This window comes from Rossellomorea sp. SC111 (assembly GCF_024733565.1).
Taxonomy (GTDB): domain Bacteria; phylum Bacillota; class Bacilli; order Bacillales; family Bacillaceae_B; genus Rossellomorea.
The window spans coordinates 21,246-38,062 of record NZ_JANIOC010000003.1; the positions used below are offsets into that span (position 1 = coordinate 21,246).

General features: G+C 44.3%; 16 protein-coding genes. 5 read left to right on the forward strand and 11 right to left on the reverse strand.

The window, feature by feature from the left end; all coding sequences use genetic code 11:
- Positions 1-109: 109 nt before the first annotated feature.
- Both NQ095_RS04095 and NQ095_RS04100 read left to right on the forward strand, forming a co-directional pair.
- On the forward strand, positions 110-661 hold the full coding sequence (locus NQ095_RS04095; protein WP_258262235.1) for a GNAT family N-acetyltransferase: 552 nt from the start codon (positions 110-112) through the stop codon (positions 659-661).
- Positions 643-1,707 carry a potassium channel family protein gene (locus tag NQ095_RS04100; protein ID WP_309137612.1) on the forward strand — a complete coding sequence of 355 codons (1,065 nt, stop codon included), beginning with the start codon at positions 643-645 and terminating at the stop codon, positions 1,705-1,707. The genes NQ095_RS04095 and NQ095_RS04100 overlap by 19 nt, the downstream gene beginning before the upstream one ends.
- Here NQ095_RS04100 and NQ095_RS04105 read toward each other — a convergent pair.
- The 3 genes from NQ095_RS04105 to NQ095_RS04115 form a co-directional block, all read right to left on the reverse strand.
- Complete coding sequence (locus NQ095_RS04105; protein ID WP_258262236.1) at positions 1,700-2,107, reverse strand: YugN-like family protein; 408 nt, start codon at positions 2,105-2,107, stop codon at positions 1,700-1,702. The two genes, NQ095_RS04100 and NQ095_RS04105, sit on opposite strands and share 8 nt — an antisense overlap.
- A gap of 93 nt (positions 2,108-2,200) precedes the next feature.
- The gene (locus NQ095_RS04110; protein WP_060673113.1) at positions 2,201-3,550 is read right to left on the reverse strand and encodes a glucose-6-phosphate isomerase; all 1,350 of its coding nucleotides are present in this window, start codon (positions 3,548-3,550) and stop codon (positions 2,201-2,203) included.
- 230 nt (positions 3,551-3,780) lie between these two features.
- A complete protein-coding gene (locus NQ095_RS04115; RefSeq protein WP_258262237.1) occupies positions 3,781-4,944 on the reverse strand; it encodes an iron-containing alcohol dehydrogenase in 1,164 nt (387 codons plus the stop codon).
- 200 nt (positions 4,945-5,144) lie between these two features.
- Between NQ095_RS04115 and NQ095_RS04120 the strand changes: the two genes are divergently transcribed.
- On the forward strand, positions 5,145-5,378 hold the full coding sequence (locus NQ095_RS04120; protein WP_060673111.1) for a DUF378 domain-containing protein: 234 nt from the start codon (positions 5,145-5,147) through the stop codon (positions 5,376-5,378).
- Between the two features lie 44 nt (positions 5,379-5,422).
- Here NQ095_RS04120 and NQ095_RS04125 read toward each other — a convergent pair whose 3' ends face one another.
- The 4 genes from NQ095_RS04125 to NQ095_RS04140 all read right to left on the reverse strand — a co-directional run bounded on the left by NQ095_RS04125 (position 5,423) and on the right by NQ095_RS04140 (position 10,065).
- Entirely contained in the window at positions 5,423-6,826 is a 1,404-nt protein-coding gene (locus NQ095_RS04125; protein ID WP_258262238.1) for an aldehyde dehydrogenase, read from the reverse strand.
- 120 nt (positions 6,827-6,946) lie between these two features.
- Entirely contained in the window at positions 6,947-7,132 is a 186-nt protein-coding gene (locus tag NQ095_RS04130) for a hypothetical protein (protein WP_258262239.1), read from the reverse strand.
- 341 nt (positions 7,133-7,473) lie between these two features.
- Positions 7,474-8,718: a Glu/Leu/Phe/Val family dehydrogenase gene (locus tag NQ095_RS04135; RefSeq protein ID WP_258262477.1), complete on the reverse strand. Its 1,245-nt coding sequence runs from the start codon at positions 8,716-8,718 to the stop codon at positions 7,474-7,476.
- Between the two features lie 153 nt (positions 8,719-8,871).
- Positions 8,872-10,065 (reverse strand): ornithine--oxo-acid transaminase, encoded by a 1,194-nt coding sequence (locus NQ095_RS04140; protein WP_258262240.1) that lies wholly within the window; start codon positions 10,063-10,065, stop codon positions 8,872-8,874.
- Positions 10,066-10,460: 395 nt separating this feature from the next.
- Here NQ095_RS04140 and NQ095_RS04145 point away from each other — a divergent pair, with 395 nt between their 5' ends.
- Positions 10,461-11,843 (forward strand): sigma-54 interaction domain-containing protein, encoded by a 1,383-nt coding sequence (locus NQ095_RS04145; protein WP_258262241.1) that lies wholly within the window; start codon positions 10,461-10,463, stop codon positions 11,841-11,843.
- A gap of 129 nt (positions 11,844-11,972) precedes the next feature.
- On the opposite strand, the gene NQ095_RS04150 is transcribed toward NQ095_RS04145, so the two are convergent.
- From NQ095_RS04150 to NQ095_RS04165, 4 genes are all read right to left on the reverse strand, one after another.
- Complete coding sequence (locus NQ095_RS04150) at positions 11,973-12,305, reverse strand: DUF779 domain-containing protein (protein ID WP_258262242.1); 333 nt, start codon at positions 12,303-12,305, stop codon at positions 11,973-11,975.
- Between the two features lies 1 nt (position 12,306).
- Positions 12,307-13,827, reverse strand: coding sequence for an aldehyde dehydrogenase (gene adh, locus NQ095_RS04155; protein ID WP_258262243.1), 1,521 nt, complete (start codon positions 13,825-13,827; stop codon positions 12,307-12,309).
- Positions 13,828-14,002: 175 nt separating this feature from the next.
- Positions 14,003-14,416 carry a S1 domain-containing post-transcriptional regulator GSP13 gene (gene yugI / locus NQ095_RS04160; protein ID WP_034763847.1) on the reverse strand — a complete coding sequence of 138 codons (414 nt, stop codon included), beginning with the start codon at positions 14,414-14,416 and terminating at the stop codon, positions 14,003-14,005.
- A gap of 334 nt (positions 14,417-14,750) precedes the next feature.
- A complete protein-coding gene (locus NQ095_RS04165; protein ID WP_258262244.1) occupies positions 14,751-15,038 on the reverse strand; it encodes a spore morphogenesis/germination protein YwcE in 288 nt (95 codons plus the stop codon).
- Between the two features lie 342 nt (positions 15,039-15,380).
- On the opposite strand from NQ095_RS04165, the gene NQ095_RS04170 reads away from it, so the two are divergent.
- Complete coding sequence (locus tag NQ095_RS04170; protein ID WP_258262245.1) at positions 15,381-16,709, forward strand: sodium-dependent transporter; 1,329 nt, start codon at positions 15,381-15,383, stop codon at positions 16,707-16,709.
- Positions 16,710-16,817 lie beyond the last annotated feature (108 nt).

Here is a 16,817-nt window from a genome sequence, read left to right on the forward strand (position 1 = left end):
TGAAGGAGCCTCTGTCTAAACCGGCAGGGGCTTTTTCGTATAAATGATTTTTGCCCCCTGCCAAGGGTTTATCCATGGTATACTTTCTTCTACAAAGGAGTTGATAAATATGGAAAAGTATCCAGTATTTGAAACAGAGAGATTGACTTTAAGACAGATTACAATGGAAGATGTCGATTTTCTTTATGAACTCTATACGTCCGTTGACGTTCTCCGCTATTTCGGGATGAGTCCGATTGAATCGAAAGACGTGGCGGTGAGTATGGTGGAAAACTATGAAAAGCACCTGGAATCAGGAGGCCCAATGCGCTGGGCCATCGTGGAGAAAGATTCCAGCAAAATGATCGGGACATGCGGGTTCCATGGCATTTCAAAGGCTTATAAACGCTGCGAAATCGGATATGACCTGCATCCCGGTCATTGGGGTAAGGGGATCATGGGTGAAGCTCTCTCCCCTTTACTTCGTTACCTGTTTTCAGAAAAAGGAATGAATCGAATAGGAGCTGTGATCGTTCCTTATAACAAGGCGTCATCACGGGTGGTTGAGAAGCTTGGGTTCAGGCAGGAAGGTTTGTTAAGGGAATATATCCTTCAGGATGACCATACATTTGACGCTTATATGTACAGTTTGTTAAAGAAAGAATGGCTTGCCGAGTTTTAGACGAACCTGAAAAGGAAATAATGGTCAGTGCAGATGAAAAAGGAGCTGGTAGAATGGTACAGCAGATGTTTCATGGGTTCTTGCGCTGGCCTTTAGTTGTTCGAATATTTACGATCGCCATTACGCTGATGATTTCGTTTGGCACGATCATTCATTTGATAGAGCCGGATACCTTCCCCTCTTTATTTGATGGGATTTGGTGGGCCATCATTACGACTTCCACTGTTGGATATGGAGATTTTATTCCAAAAACAATCGAAGGAAGATTGATTGGGATTGTCCTGATCCTTGTTGGTGCAGGTTTTCTCTCAACCTATTTTGTCACTCTCGCAGCGGAAACCGTCATGACACAAAATGCCTACCTGGAAGGACGGGCAACATTCAAAGGAAAAGAACATGTCATCATCGTAGGCTGGAATGAACGGACCCGTGAAGTGATCAATCAACTGACCTCCCTTCACTCCAAATGTGATATCATCCTGGTCGATGAAACGCTTCAGAAGAATCCCTACAATAATAATCATATTCATTTCATCCGCGGAACGCCGTTTAAGGACGCAATCCTGAAGAAAGTCAACCTGCAGGAAGCTTCCATCGCCATCATTACCGCAGACCAAAATAAAGATGAGATGACTTCGGATATGAATTCGGTCCTCACGCTCCTTGCCATTAAGGGCAATCATCCGGAATTATATACCGTGGTGGAGATCCTTCAAAAAGATCAAGTGGCAAATGCGAAGCGGGCAGGAGCCGATGAAGTCATCCAAACGAATATGCAGACCAGCTATGTGATGATGAACAGCATCATTTCCCAAGGTATGTCTAAAACAATCTTAAAGCTGCTGAATCACTTGAAAGGAAATAATTTGAAGCTGATTCCCGTTTCAGAAGAGTATATCAATGAAAATTTCCATTCATTAAGCAGTCATCTCCTAAAGAACAACATCATCCTTTTAGGAATTAAAAAAGGAGAAAACACAACAGTGAATCCTCCTTTAACGACGATTGTTGAAGAATCAGACGAACTTCTTGTGATTTCTAACTAGAAAACAGTGTGCTCTCCAGTTCTTTCACAAGTTCCTTCCCAACGGCAATGTACTTGTCAGGAAAACTTGCATCGGGATCCTGTGGCTCTGAAAATTGATTGACAGAACCTGAAAAGTTCCCTGTCGACGCAAAATCGTCCAGGCCAATCTGATATTTATGAGAAAGAAGGAACGGTTTACCGAATTCAACGGTAGCCCCCCTTGAGTCCAGTTGGCCGTCCACTGAGGTAAACGGCACTCTTAAAAATTGATACCCTACCTCATCATCAATTTTATAATCGAAGTAGCCGTGATCGTAATCCCAATTACCGCCGATCGAATATCCAAGCGGCTTTAAAAGCTGTTCCAATTTATACAGTTGATAATGCTGTCCTTCAATGCTCGATGAAAGCTCAATCACGTGGATGCATCCCCTTTCTTTTAGGGATAGTTTCTCCTAAAAGAAAAGAAAAATGTAAAAAGAGCACTGAGATTTACTCAGTGCTCCTGTTCATTATTTCAGACGCTTTTCAAGCTCGGCTTTCTTCTCTTCAAATCCTGGTTTACCAAGAAGGGCAAACATATTTACTTTATATGCTTCCACTCCCGGCTGATCGAATGGATTCACACCAAGAAGGTATCCACTCATGGCACATGCTTTCTCGAAGAAGTACACAAGGTAACCGAATGTGTAGGCATCCATTGCAGGAATTTCCACGATCAGGTTAGGTACCCCTCCATCTGTATGGGCAAGCAGTGTCCCTTCAAATGCTTTATTGTTTACAAAGTCCACAGTTTCACCAGCAAGATAATTTAATCCATCCAAGTCACTGTCCGCTTTCTCGATTTTCAGCTCATGACGGGGCTCTGAAACCTTGATGACTGTTTCGAAAATGTCACGGCGTCCTTCCTGAACATATTGTCCAAGGGAATGAAGATCCGTCGAGAAGTTTGCAGAAGAAGGATAAATGCCTTTTTGGTCTTTTCCTTCACTTTCCCCGAACAGCTGCTTCCACCATTCAGCAAAGTACTGCAGTCCCGGCTCATAATTGATGAGCATTTCAATTGTTTTGCCTTTGTTGTAAAGGGCATTACGAACCGCGGCATATTGGTACGCAGCATTCTCGGTCAGCTCGGATTTGCTGAAATCTTCACGGGCTTGTGCCGCACCGTTCATCATCGTTTCGATCTCCACTCCGCTGACGGCAATCGGCAGCAATCCTACTGCAGTAAGAACAGAATAGCGTCCTCCGATATCATCCGGAACGACGAATGTTTCATAGCCTTCGTCCGTCGCCAGCGTCTTCAATGCACCCTTCGATTTATCCGTAGTCGCATAGATACGGGTGCGGGCTTCTTCCACTCCGTACTTTTCTTCAAGCATATTGCGGAAGATACGGAAGGCAAGGGCCGGTTCAGTCGTCGTACCCGACTTTGAGATCACATTGATGGAGAAGTCTTTTCCATCCAGAAGGTCCATTAAGTCTTTCATGTATGTGGAGCTGATGTTTTGCCCGACAAATAATACTTGTGGAGTGGAACGCTTTTCTTTCGGCAGAGCATTGTAGAAACTGTGATTCAGCATTTCAATCGCTGCACGCGCTCCCAGGTAAGACCCACCGATACCGATCACAAGAAGGATATCGGAATCATTTTTGATTTTCTCCGCTGATTTCTGAATGCGTGAAAATTCTTCTTTATCATAATCCACAGGAAGGTCGATCCAACCCAGGAAGTCACTCCCGGCACCTGTTTGTTCATGAAGTGAATGATGGGCAACCTTAACCGCATCACTTAAGTATGTAAGTTCGTGTTCTCCAAAAAACGATAACGCTTTTGAATAATCAAAACGAATGTGTGTCATAACCATCCTCCGATTAAAATATTTTCTTCTATCTCACTTTATCGAAAGCTGACCCGAGAATCAAGAACGCTCCCTCTATGAAAGCGTGTCCATAATAAACTTTTTATTTATGCCCAGCCTCACCTGTTTATGTTCCCCTATTTAGTGGGAATAAAACCCTATATTTCGGTAAACGGTGGGAATAAAGAGGGACGGACCTCGCTCCACAAGGTCCGTCCCTCCCCATTAAATTATAGTGATGCTCTTAAAATCGCAAGAACGTCGTCTTTGTTCAGTTTATTGAAGTTACCGAATTCGCCGTTGACCATCGCTTTGTCAGCCATCAGGTCAATTTGGCTGTCGTCGATATCATAATCCGCCAAGCGGGATGGTGCACCCAGGCTTGACCAGAATTCACGAAGTTTTTCGATCCCTTCAAGGGCCACTTCTTCTTCCGATTTACCGGCTGGGTCGACGTTGAATACGCGTTCAGCCATTTGGGCAAATCGTGATGGGTTTACTTTGAGGTTATGCTTCATCCAGTTCGGGAATAGGATCGCAAGTCCCCCGGCATGTGGGATGTCATATACAGCTGACACGGCATGCTCGATGTTATGGCTTGCCCAGTCTCCGTTATAACCCATTTGCAGCATTCCGTTAAGTGCAATCGTACCTGAGTACAGAATCGTCTCACGAAGTTCATAGTTTTCAAGATCATTGATCAACTTCGGAGCCGTTTCGATCACTGTTTTCAAGACAGATTCACACATGCGGTCTTGAAGCGGTGTGTTTGTCGCATTATTGAAATACTGTTCAAACACGTGACTCATCATGTCCACCATGCCATAAATGGTGTGATCCTTTGGTACGGTAAACGTATTTTCCGGATCCAGGATGGAGAATTGAGGGAATGTCACCGGGCTTCCCCAACCATATTTTTCATTTGTTTCCCAGTTTGTGATAACCGATCCGGCATTCATTTCAGAACCCGTCGCAGCCAGAGTAAGAACCGTTCCGAATGGAAGGGCTTCTTTCGCGAAAGCTTTCTTCGTTACAAGGTCCCATGCATCTCCGTCATATTTTGCGCCAGCAGCGATGGCTTTCGTACAATCGATGACACTTCCGCCGCCGACTGCTAAAATAAAGTCGATGTTCTTCTCCTTAGCGATTTCCACTCCTCGTCTAACAGTAGAAAGACGTGGGTTCGGCTCAACTCCGGATAATTCAAATACTTCACTGTCAATCCCTTTCAGCACTGACATCACTTGATCGTATAGTCCGTTACGCTTGATGCTTCCCCCGCCATAAACGACAAGCACCTTTTTACCATATTGAGGTACCAATTCTTTCAATTGTTCTACTTGTCCTTTACCAAAAATTAATTTAGTCGGATTGTAAAATGTAAAGTCATTCATTTTTGTTACCTCCTTGTATTCTGTAAGGGCCGATTTATTTCGTTACCCAAAATGTTCTTAGCACATTCTCTATTATCGAATATATCATCCCCTAATTGCAAAGAACTTGCACAAGGAAATTTTACTATGGACAAATTGAATAGGAATGGACTCAGAGGGAAACTTATGAATGAGCCATTGAATAAAAGGAGGAAAAAAACATGAGTGGTATTCAGCGTATTGCTTTGGTTCTAACGATCATCGGTGCTATCAACTGGGGACTTATCGGTTTCTTTCAATTCGATCTTGTTGCAGCGATCTTTGGCGGTCAGGATGCAGCTCTATCCAGGATCGTTTACGGTTTAGTAGGGATTGCAGGCCTCATCAATCTTGGTCTGTTATTCAAACCGACGGAAGAGCTTGAAAGAGAACCTCGTACAGAACCAACAAGATAAAAGAACCCCAATACAAAAGGTGACCCAGCCAGGGTCACCTTTTGTCATTTCAATAATTTCTTGAGAATCTGCATTCCGAATCGTGCGCTTGGATATCGGAAGCTCATATCGAATTTCGTCGTTTGCTTCAAGATGCTCTTATAATGGGAAAAGGTTGAAAAGCTCGATTCCCCGTGATAATTTCCTATACCACTCTCCCCTACCCCGCCGAAAGGAAGATAAGGTGTTACGATGTGCATAAGGGTATCATTCACACATCCACCCCCATAAGAAATCGATTCATTGATTTTCTCTTCTGTGATGGGGTTTTCCGTGAACAGATAAAGCGCCAAGGGTTTCGGCCGCTCCGTTACAAAATCGATGACCTCATCGAGATCTTCATACTCTATGACAGGAAAAATCGGTCCGAATATTTCATCCTGCATCACAGGTACCGAAAAATCCCTCGGCTCCATTAATGTCGGTTCGATTTTCAGGGTGCCGGGATCCACATTGCCCCCCAAGAGGATTTCCCCGTCTTCTAAATAGCCCCTCAAACGATTGAAATGCCTCTCGTTGACAATCCGGCCGAATTTATCGCTGATAAGCGGTTCTGTTCCATAAAAGTCAATCACGGTTTTCTTAAATTCAGTGATGAATTCATCTTTCTTGCTTTTATGAATAAATAAATAATCCGGTGCGATGCAAGTCTGTCCTGCATTTGTCACTTTCCCGAAAGCGATACGCTTGGCGGCAAGCGGGATATCCGCCGTTTCATCGACAATACACGGGCTTTTTCCACCGAGTTCAAGAGTTACCGGAATCAACTGCTTGGCGGCGGCTTCCATGACCACTTTCCCGACAGGCACACTCCCGGTGAAAAAAATATAATCAAAAGGTTGCTTAAGGAGATTCTGGGTCGTCTCCACCCCGCCCTCTATGACGAAGATCTGCCTTGGATCAAAATGTGTGTTGATCAGTTGAGCGAGTAATGCAGAAGTCGTCGGGGTGAGCTCTGACGGTTTTATGATCGCCGTATTACCTGCTGCAATCGCTCCGATGACCGGTGCCAGGGCAAGCTGGATGGGATAATTCCACGGTGCGATGATCAAGGTGACTCCGTATGGCTCCGGCACCGTATAGGCCTTCGATCCAATATGGGTCTTCGCCGTTTTCACTTTTTTCGGTTCTGCCCACTCATCGATATTCTTAAGGACAAAACGAATTTCCTCCAAAAGGATGCCGATTTCTGTCACATACGCTTCCATCTCGGATTTATTCAAGTCCTTTTTTAGGGCGCTGATGATTTCTTTTTCATGATTTTTTATGACAGTGGAGAATGTTTCCAACAAATCTTTTCTGTATTGAAGGGGACGGGTCACCCCGGACTTAAAAAATTGCTTATGCTGTTGAAGACTTGCTTCTATCGCCTCGAGAGAAGCTTCCTCTATGAACAATTCAGTAGACATTTGTTTCCCTCCGAATCTTTAATGTTTATACGTTTAAACATAAGAACAAAAATTCCACGTGCAATGTACATACACCTATGCCCATTTTCAGTGATTTTACCCTAAACCACCGCTTCCTAATCATTCTACATTCATTTCGGGAACTCCTTTAATTAAAATGGCTCTTTTCGTAAACTTTGTTGCTATGTAAGGTAGAGAGTAGTGGTTGATTTCCACTTCAGGTGCCCGCTTTCCGCGGGGCGTGAGTTGAGCACCTTCCACTACAATCACTTTATTGGTATGGAGGATTAATCTACTTCTGTACACCTCTAGAAAAACATCATTTTCTATGAGCGGTGTGGTCAATTTGCTGTTTCATTCGTTTTTCACTGGTAAGCTCTGTCACGCTATCTCATTTAGATTGGGAGGGGAATGGCGTAGACTCCTGCGGAAAAACGGACGAGACAAGACCCCGCAGCGAATGCGAGGAGGCTTGGCCGTTCGTCCGCCGGAAAGCGAAGCTGTTCCCCTCACCATCTATCCATACACACATAGACAGAGCCTCAGAATTCCTATGTTAGAAAACAACAATTTTTGCGAAAAGAGTTAATAAAAAAAGAACGCACCTCATATAAAATGAGAATACGTTCTTCTTATTCATGCGATCGTTACACCCAACCTCTAAATCTTGAGGCTTCAGCCATTTTGCGTGCGCCGACCATGTATGCGGCTAGTCGCATATTCACTCGACGATTCTGTGATGTTTCGTATACATTGTTGAAAGCTTCGACAAGTTTAGCATAAAGCTTCTCGTTTACTTCTTCTTCTGTCCAGTAGTACCCTTGATTGTTCTGAACCCATTCGAAATAAGAAACCGTTACTCCACCGGCACTTGCAAGGACGTCCGGTACAAGGAGGATCCCTCTCTCGGAAAGGATTCGTGTAGCTTCAAAGGTAGTAGGACCGTTTGCAGCTTCTACTACAATGGATGCTTTAATATCATAGACATTCTCTTCTGTGATCTGGTTTGAAATCGCTGCAGGTACAAGGATGTCACACTCGAGTTCCAGTAATTCCTTATTTGAAATCGTGTTTTCAAATAAAGTCGTTACGGTACCGAAGCTGTCCCTGCGATCCAACAGATAATCAATATCCAAACCTGCCGGATCATGGAGCGCACCATGAGCATCGGAAATCGCGATGACCTTCGCACCTGCATCATTCATGAATTTCGCAAGGAAACTTCCGGCATTACCAAATCCCTGGATGACGACTCGTGCCCCTTTAATATCGATGCCGCGTTTCTTTGCTGCTTGTTCGATACAGATGGTCACACCTTGAGCCGTTGCTTTTTCACGACCTTGGGAGCCACCGAGGACAATCGGTTTTCCCGTAATGAATCCTGGTGAGTCATTTTCACGAAGACGACTGTATTCATCCATCATCCAAGCCATGATCTGAGAGTTTGTGTACACATCAGGTGCCGGGATATCCTTTGTCGGCCCAACAATCTGACTGATGGCACGTACGTAGCCGCGGCTGAGCTTTTCCAGTTCAGTGAAGGACATTGTTCGCGGATCACAGATGATTCCGCCCTTCCCTCCGCCATATGGCAGATCCACGATGCCGCATTTCAAGCTCATCCACATGGATAAAGCCTTAACTTCCTCTTCATCCACTTCAGGATGAAATCGTACTCCGCCCTTTGTTGGACCCACTGCATCGTTATGTTGTGCACGATAGCCTGTAAATACTTTGATACTGCCATCGTCCATTCGAACAGGAATCCGGACGGTCAACATACGGATCGGCTCTTTCAGGAGTTCATACATTTCTTCCGTATATCCAAGCTTTGATAAAGCATCATTGATGACATGCTGTGTAGAAGTAAACAGATTAAGGTTTTCTCCCATTGTAAACATTCGCCTCTTTATTATGTGATCTGAAACGTTGTTATTGTAACATATTACCGTATCTTAAACCATTGACTTGGGAAAGAAATAATTTTTATTTCCAAGGGTTTTCAGGCCTATTCAAGAAAAAAACTTCTCAGCCGCCTGGTGATATCAAGACAGTACTTTCTTGATTCTTTCGATGGCCCAATCGAGGTCTTCTTGTGAAATGACCAGCGGCGGGGCGAAACGGATGACTGTATCATGCGTTTCTTTACAAAGCAGTCCTTCTTCTTTCAGTTGTTCACAGTATTTGCGGGCAGGTTCTGTCAGTTCCACTCCGATAAATAATCCGCTGCCACGAACTTCCTTAATCATAGGATTATCTATCTCACGAAGTTTACTCATAAAGTATTCTCCCATTTGAAGGGAACGGCCTGCAAGATCTTCATCGATCAATACATCGAGGGAGGCAACAGACACCGCGCATGCCATTGGATTACCCCCGAATGTTGATCCATGGGAGCCCGGATTGAATACGCCCAGTACTTCTTCATCTGCAACCACACATGAAATCGGGAATACTCCCCCACCAAGTGCTTTTCCTAAAATGTACATATCAGGATCGACATCTTCCCACTCACATGCAAACATTTTTCCGGAACGGGCCAGCCCGGCCTGGATTTCATCTGCAATGAACAGGACATTATTTTCTTTACATAATTCATAAGCCGCTTTCAGGAAGCCTTTTGGAGGGAATACGATCCCTGCTTCCCCTTGGATCGGTTCGATGAGGAACGCAGCTGTGTTTGGTGTGATTGCTTCTTTCAACGCATCAAGGTCCCCGTAAGGAATCAGATTGATACCCGGAAGCATCGGACCGAAACCGCGCTTGTATTCCTCTTCAGAAGAAAGGGATACAGCTGTCATCGTCCTGCCGTGGAAGTTTCCGTTACATGCGATGATTTCAGCACTGTTTTCGGCAACCCCTTTTACATCGTATGCCCAGCGGCGAGCTGTCTTGATCGCCGTTTCCACAGCCTCAGCACCCGTGTTCATTGGAAGCGCCATGTCTTTACCTGTCAGCTTACAGATTTTCTCATACCAAGGGGCCAATTGATCATTATGGAACGCGCGTGACGTCAGTGTCACACGGTCTGCCTGATCTTTCAGTGCCTGGATGATCTTTGGATGACGATGTCCCTGGTTTACGGCTGAATAGGCGCTGAGCATATCCATATACTTATTGCCTTCAGGATCCTTTACCCATACACCTTCCGCTTCTGAAATAACGATTGGCAACGGAAGATAATTCTTCGCACCATACTTTTCTGTTTGTTCAATAATCGAATGCGTACTTACTGTCATACTGATTCCTCCTTACAAATTTTAAAACTTTATCTTATTTATAAAAGGATGGAGCCCCTTGTTCAAAGGCCCCTCCCGTCTTCACTCGTTTTTGCTTGAAGGTGAAGCAGAAGATCATCCGGTCTGCCCCCTTTAAACAAAGATTTTATTCTTCTTCATCACAAATGTGCAAAAAAAATTTGCATTTAGAAAACCCTTACACTTATAATAATGCAAAAGATAGTTGCGTTTTTCAAGAGTTTTTTAAAAATTTTTTATAATTCCACTCTTTTTGCGATTTCCACTGAGAAGAAGGCTTGCACCCATCCATGTCAAAATGGAAACTTCGCACAAATAGTTATAAAAATAGACGTTTTGCTGTAAGAACCAATGTTTAAAAAGAGGTGAGAAACATCATGCTGGAATCTGAAAAACGGTTGTATATGTACGAAAAAGTCGCTGAACATCTCGAATCAGGCGTCCATGTCATTGATTCTACCGGGAGAACCATCATCTACAATCGCAAGATGCGTGAGATCGAAGGAATGGGAATTGAAGACGTCCTCGATAAAAATCTGCTGGATGTTTTTCAATTTCACTCCGAGGAAGAGAGCACCCTTTTAAAGGTCCTGAAAACAAATAATCCTACCCTTAATGTAAAGCAGACCTACTTTAATATGAACGGAATCGAAATCACGACGATGAATGACACATTCCCGATTTTTCACGATGAGGAACTGATCGGAGCCATCGAAATTGCCAGGGACATCACAAAACTTGAGAAGGTCATGAGGGATCATATACATAAAAAGCCCAGCAGCTTCTTCACGTTTGACAGCATCATCGGGCACCACCCGCGCCTCAAGGACGCTGTCGAAACAGGAAAGCAGGCGACGCGGACCTCTTCCCCTGTCTTGATCTGCGGCGAAATCGGGACTGGGAAAGAACTGTTCGCCCAAAGCATTCACAACGACAGCGCCCGTGCCAACCATCCCTTCATCACCCAGAATTGCTCTTCTTTGCGCGATAACACGCTCGAAGAAATTCTCTTTAACGACACGCGGAAGGGGAAAGATCCTAAAGACCGCCGTCCCTCTCTCTTCCGGCAGGCCCAAGGAGGAACACTCCTCCTCGACGAAATCAACTCATTAACCCCTTCCCTCCAGGAGAAACTACTAAACTTCTTCTCAAGAGGGACGGACCTTCCATTTGACGTGAGGGTGATCGCGACGGTGAACGAGGATCCGATCGACGCCATTGCAGAAGGACGGTTATTGAAGGATCTTTATTATCGTCTCAGCATCGTTTCTGTCTTCATCCCTTCTCTCCGTTCGAGAAAGGAGGACCTGCCTGAGCTTGTGGATTATTTCATCAATCAGTTCAACCATCACTTCGCCATGAATATTAAAGGGATCTCCGATGAAGTGCGTGAAATATTCCAGCAGTATGACTGGCCGGGGAACGTGCGGGAGCTCGAGCATGTCATGGAAGGGGCATTCAATCTCGTAGGGTTCGAGGAGGAAATAGGGTTCAAGCATCTTCCATTTGGATTCAGGCAGAGGGTCCATCATACGGCAACAGGTGACGAAAGCCGGGATGGATCGGAATTCCTCTATCAATCAGGAACGGAAATCAAGCCATTAGAGCTTTTCATAGAGGAAGCAGAAACCTATTATATTCAGAAAGCATTGAAATACCATGAATTCAATATTACCAAGACCGCGAAATCACTGGGGATGAGCAGACAGAACTTGCAGTACCGGATACGGAAGTACGGGATCGAGCGGAATTCGTTTTAAATAGTCGGGAGCCACTTTCATTTTTGGGGGAGTGGTTTTTTTGCGGGGTTGAGAGGTGGTAAGACCGCTTCACACCGCAAAATAGAGACAACCTATGAAACAGGCTGCCTCTAAAAGGGATAAGCAATCTTACACTTTCATCAATTTAGAATCTGTAATGAAACGTACACCTTCCGTAGATTCGAGGGAGAATACTCCCCCTCTACCTTCTCTCACATCCAATATGATCCGGAAATGCTTCCAATATTCATATTGTTGTTCGTTCATATAAAAAGGACAGTCGGCTACAGTACCTACCAATACATCACTGTCTCCGATGATCAGATCATCTTGACTCAAACACATAGGGGAACTGCCATCACAACATCCACCTGACTGATGAAACAGGAGGGCACCGTGCTTTCCCTTTAACATTTCAATCAACTGGAGAGCTTGTTCTGTCGCCTCTAGTCGCTGTTCCATTTTAGAAGAATCCTAACGCTTTAGGACTATAGCTGACTAGTAAATTCTTCGTTTGTTGATAGTGGGACAACATCATTTTATGATTTTCACGACCGATACCGGACATTTTGTAGCCTCCGAATGCTGCGTGTGCCGGGTATTGATGGTAGCAGTTGGTCCATACGCGTCCTGCTTGAACCTCTCTGCCGAAACGGTAAGCCGTGTTCATATCACGCGTCCATACACCCGCACCAAGACCATAAAGAGTATCATTGGCGATTTCAAGTGCTTCTTCTTTCGTCTTGAACGTTGTCACGGAAACAACCGGTCCAAAGATTTCTTCCTGGAATATACGCATTTTATTATCGCCTTTGAATACGGTCGGCTTCACATAGAACCCTGTCTCATGATCGCCTTCCAGTTTATTCTGCTCTCCACCGATCAGTACTTCTGCCCCTTCTTCTTTTCCGATTTCAATATAAGAGAGGATCTTCTCTAATTGTTCCTGAGAAGCCTGGGCACCAAGCATCGTGTCCGTATCTAACGGGTTCCCCTGCTTGATTTGTTTCACACGTTCGATTGCGCGCTCCATGAACTTATCGTAGATGGATTCCTGGATCAGGGCTCTTGAAGGGCAGGTACACACTTCTCCCTGATTCAAGGCAAACATGACGAACCCTTCGACTGCCTTGTCAAGGAAGTCATCATCCTGGTCCATGACATCTTCAAAGAAGATATTAGGTGATTTCCCGCCAAGCTCCAATGTAACAGGAATGATGTTCTGGGAAGCATATTGCATGATCAGGCGGCCGGTTGTCGTTTCACCCGTGAAGGCTACTTTGCCAACGCGCTTGCTCTGTGCAAGTGGCTTCCCTGCTTCCACTCCAAATCCTTGTACCACATTCAATACACCTTTTGGCAGCAGGTCTTCAATCAGTTCAACCAGTACCATGATGGATGCAGGCGTTTGCTCTGCCGGCTTCAATACCACACAGTTTCCTGCAGCAAGGGCAGGGGCGATCTTCCATACAGCCATCAGTATAGGGAAGTTCCAAGGGATGATCTGTGCCACAACCCCGATTGGTTCATGGAAGTGATAAGAAACCGTATCGTTATCAATTTCTCCAAGTGATCCTTCCTGACCTCTGATACATCCGGCGAAGTAGCGGAAATGATCGACCGCCAGCGGTAAGTCTGCAGCCATCGTTTCACGAACCGGCTTCCCGTTATCCCATGTTTCGGCTACTGCAAGCATGTCAAGATTCTCTTCCATGCGATCAGCGATTTTGTTCAGGATATTGGCTCGTTCTGCTACAGACGTTTTCCCCCATGCGTCTTTCGCTGCATGCGCCGCATCCAAAGCCTTTTCAACATCCTCTTTATTCGAACGGGCAATTTTGGTGAACACTTTTCCCGTTACAGGAGATACATTTTCAAAATACTCCCCGCTTGCCGGCGGAACATATTCCCCACCGATAAAGTTCTCATACTTGTCTTTGAATTGGACCAACGAACCTTCTGTATTCGGATTGTTATAAAGCATCTAAGTTCCTCCTGATTTTATGTATTTTTATTTAGTTAAGCGCTTTCATTTCTCATTATATGCCATTTAGGAGGTACGGACAAGTATATTGTTCCAAAATTCTTTATTTTTCGTTAATTTATGTTTCCGTAAAAAAACCGGCCCTCTATGGAGAGCCGGTCTGTTTATACATCTATTATTTCTTGATTAGATCTTCACGTTCTGATTGTTCGATCCACTCTTCAAGCTTGTCTTTAAGAGTGTTGAAGCCAGCTGGTGTTGTTTCTTCGTTAGCTTGCTTCACACTTCCTTGACCTTGACGGCGAGGTTTTTTCGCTGCAGCAGGCTTTGCTTGTTGAGCAGGAGCCTCTTCTGTAGCACGGATAGAAAGGCTGATTTTACCAGCAGCTTCGTCCACTGATAATACTTTAACCTTTACTTCGTCGCCTACTGAAAGGTGCTCACTAACGTCTTTAACAAATCCGTGAGTGATTTCAGAAATATGGACTAATCCTTGAGTTTCTTCGTCAAGTGCAACGAACGCACCGTATGGTTGAATGCCTGTAACTTTACCTGTTACAACAGTTCCTGTTTCGAATTTTGTAGTCATGGTAACACTCCTAGTATATATATTATTTTTCGTCTTTACACGCAATTGTAGATTATATCATAGATTCGGGAATTCGGCAAAGGGATATTCTTTGCCCTCCTTCCCTTACATCCTACTATCCGTCTATAATTGCTTTCTCACTAGTTATGCTTCCCAATTATTCATTTAATTAAAACAGTGTGAAACAGGGATTCAACAGGATCCATCTGTAGCGATTAGACAAAATAGATTATACGATTTTACCACTCTCTACTATATTATGTCAGCTCTCTCCTCTTTGGACTCATCCGACTTTGCAAAAAAAAAAGCCCGACCCCATCAAAAATGGGTCAGACTAAAAGTCCCTGACAGTCGTTGATTTTTTCTTTCTTTGCTTTTGGATAAAAGGAACGGCATATAATATGAAAGCTGCGATATGTGCGAATGCCAGGTTTGCCACGAAAAGACTCCACAGGGTTACATGTCCCCAGCCTCCAAGTTCAGGTACGGCTACATAATAGATAAATACTGACCATAAGGCTATAACGAATGGGATATGAAGAACCGCCCATTTACGATGCTCGACCCAAAGAAAAAGTGGAGTTGCCGTTGCGACGAATAGGTATACTAGAAAGACATCCATTTCAATTCCTCCATTTCTGTAGTAAACGCTTTCAATTATGGCGAAAAAAAGAATAATTTGTGAACGTTTTGTTACAATTAGTATACTACATATTCAGAAAATTTCCAGTCTATTTGCCTTGTTTTTGACTTCTTTTCTAAAAATTAGTTGAAAAGTAATGTTTTAAAGCGTTTTCATCCATAATAAATGGAAATGGGGTGCGGACACTCTGTTTACTTTCTTCATTGAACTACTTTACCTTTCCTTTACCCCATTTATTGAAAATTTAAAAATCCGGTGTACAGAGGTACTAAAACATAGTACGATTGAAAAATCTTATTTTTTGAAAGGAGGATCTTAGGTATGGCCAAGAAAGATCAATGGACTTCTAAAATAGGCTTTATTCTGGCAGCGGCAGGATCTGCCATCGGCCTGGGCGCGATTTGGAAATTCCCTTATATGGCTGGTGCGAATGGCGGGGGTGTTTTCTTCTTGCTCTTTATACTTTTTACCGTTTTAATTGGAACCCCCATTCTTCTCGCTGAATTCGTCATAGGCAGGCGTGCCGGGGCGGATGCTGTTACTTCTTATAAAATACTGGCCCCTCATTCCAGTTGGCACTGGATCGGTTATTTAGGAACGGTGGTGTCTTTCATCATCTTATCCTTTTACAGTGTGGTGGGAGGATGGATTCTTTCCTATTTGGCAAGAAGTGTGACAGGCTCACTGATCGGAAAATCGCAAGAACAATATGGCGCTTTGTTCGAAAGCATAATAGCGGACCCCAAAGAAGTGCTGATCGCTCAGTTCGCCTTCATCGTCATAACCATTCTTGTTGTACAGGGTGGGATACAAAAAGGGATTGAACGCGCCAGTCGCTATATGATGCCTGCATTATTCATTTTATTTATTATTCTGGTGATCAGGTCCCTGACATTGGATGGGGCGATGGAAGGTGTCCGCTTCCTGTTACTGCCGGATTGGAGTTATTTGAATGGAGAGACGGTTCTCCTCGCACTGGGACAAGCTTTCTTTGCTTTAACGGTCGGTCTATCCGTCATGGTGACATATGCATCCTATCTATCTAAAGAGGACAGCATGCCAAGGTCAGCCATCAGTGTTTCAAGTCTGAATATCTTCATTTCCCTACTCGCAGGTTTGGTCATTTTCCCGGCGGTGTATGCACTCGGCTTTAAGCCGGATGAGGGCCCCGGGATTGCCTTCGTGGTACTTCCTGCCGTATTTAATGAAATTGCGTTCGGTGGCATATTCTTAACCGTGTTCCTTATCCTGTTACTGTTTGCCACCCTTACCTCCGCTTTCTCCATCTTAGAAATCGGTGTCGCTGCCTTGTCAAAAGGAAATCAGAAGAAACGGATCCCGTTTACATGGGTGATCGGAATCCTCGTTTTCATTGCCGGAATTCCGAGCGCCCTATCATTTGGAGTATTCAATGAGTTTCTTATCGGAGGAAAGAACTTTTTCGACTTCGCCGATTATATTACGAGTAACTTCGGATTGCCTGTAGGCGCTTTACTCATTTCAATCTTCGTATCCTATCGATTGAAACGTGAGGACATCTGGAATGAACTTCAATCCGGTTCCTCCATCTCCAGGGGCTTATTCAACAGCTGGATCTTCCTCCTGCGCTACATCGTACCAATAGCGATCATACTCGTTTTCATATCGTGATCCTAAGAGGTCCGTCCCTCACCATGAGGGACGGACCTCTTATTTATGTAACATTTTGTTCACGGGTTATCGGGCTAATTTTTTCCAATTGGTGATAAACTAAAAATA

Excerpts from the sequence above, each read along its gene's own strand:
- NQ095_RS04150 (WP_258262242.1), bottom strand. The coding sequence starts at position 12,305 with ATGGAACAGCGACTAGAGGCGACAGAACAAGCTCTCCAGTTGATTGAA.
- NQ095_RS04110 (WP_060673113.1), bottom strand. The coding sequence starts at position 3,550 with ATGACACACATTCGTTTTGATTATTCAAAAGCGTTATCGTTTTTTGGA.
- NQ095_RS04165 (WP_258262244.1), bottom strand. The coding sequence starts at position 15,038 with ATGGATGTCTTTCTAGTATACCTATTCGTCGCAACGGCAACTCCACTT.
- NQ095_RS04140 (WP_258262240.1), bottom strand. The coding sequence starts at position 10,065 with ATGACAGTAAGTACGCATTCGATTATTGAACAAACAGAAAAGTATGGT.
- NQ095_RS04145 (WP_258262241.1), top strand. The coding sequence starts at position 10,461 with ATGCTGGAATCTGAAAAACGGTTGTATATGTACGAAAAAGTCGCTGAA.
- NQ095_RS04095 (WP_258262235.1), top strand. The coding sequence starts at position 110 with ATGGAAAAGTATCCAGTATTTGAAACAGAGAGATTGACTTTAAGACAG.
- NQ095_RS04135 (WP_258262477.1), bottom strand. The coding sequence starts at position 8,718 with ATGGGAGAAAACCTTAATCTGTTTACTTCTACACAGCATGTCATCAAT.
- adh (WP_258262243.1), bottom strand. The coding sequence starts at position 13,827 with ATGCTTTATAACAATCCGAATACAGAAGGTTCGTTGGTCCAATTCAAA.
- NQ095_RS04125 (WP_258262238.1), bottom strand. The coding sequence starts at position 6,826 with ATGTCTACTGAATTGTTCATAGAGGAAGCTTCTCTCGAGGCGATAGAA.
- NQ095_RS04170 (WP_258262245.1), top strand. The coding sequence starts at position 15,381 with ATGGCCAAGAAAGATCAATGGACTTCTAAAATAGGCTTTATTCTGGCA.
- NQ095_RS04115 (WP_258262237.1), bottom strand. The coding sequence starts at position 4,944 with ATGAATGACTTTACATTTTACAATCCGACTAAATTAATTTTTGGTAAA.
- NQ095_RS04120 (WP_060673111.1), top strand. The coding sequence starts at position 5,145 with ATGAGTGGTATTCAGCGTATTGCTTTGGTTCTAACGATCATCGGTGCT.
- yugI (WP_034763847.1), bottom strand. The coding sequence starts at position 14,416 with ATGACTACAAAATTCGAAACAGGAACTGTTGTAACAGGTAAAGTTACA.
- NQ095_RS04100 (WP_309137612.1), top strand. The coding sequence starts at position 643 with ATGGCTTGCCGAGTTTTAGACGAACCTGAAAAGGAAATAATGGTCAGT.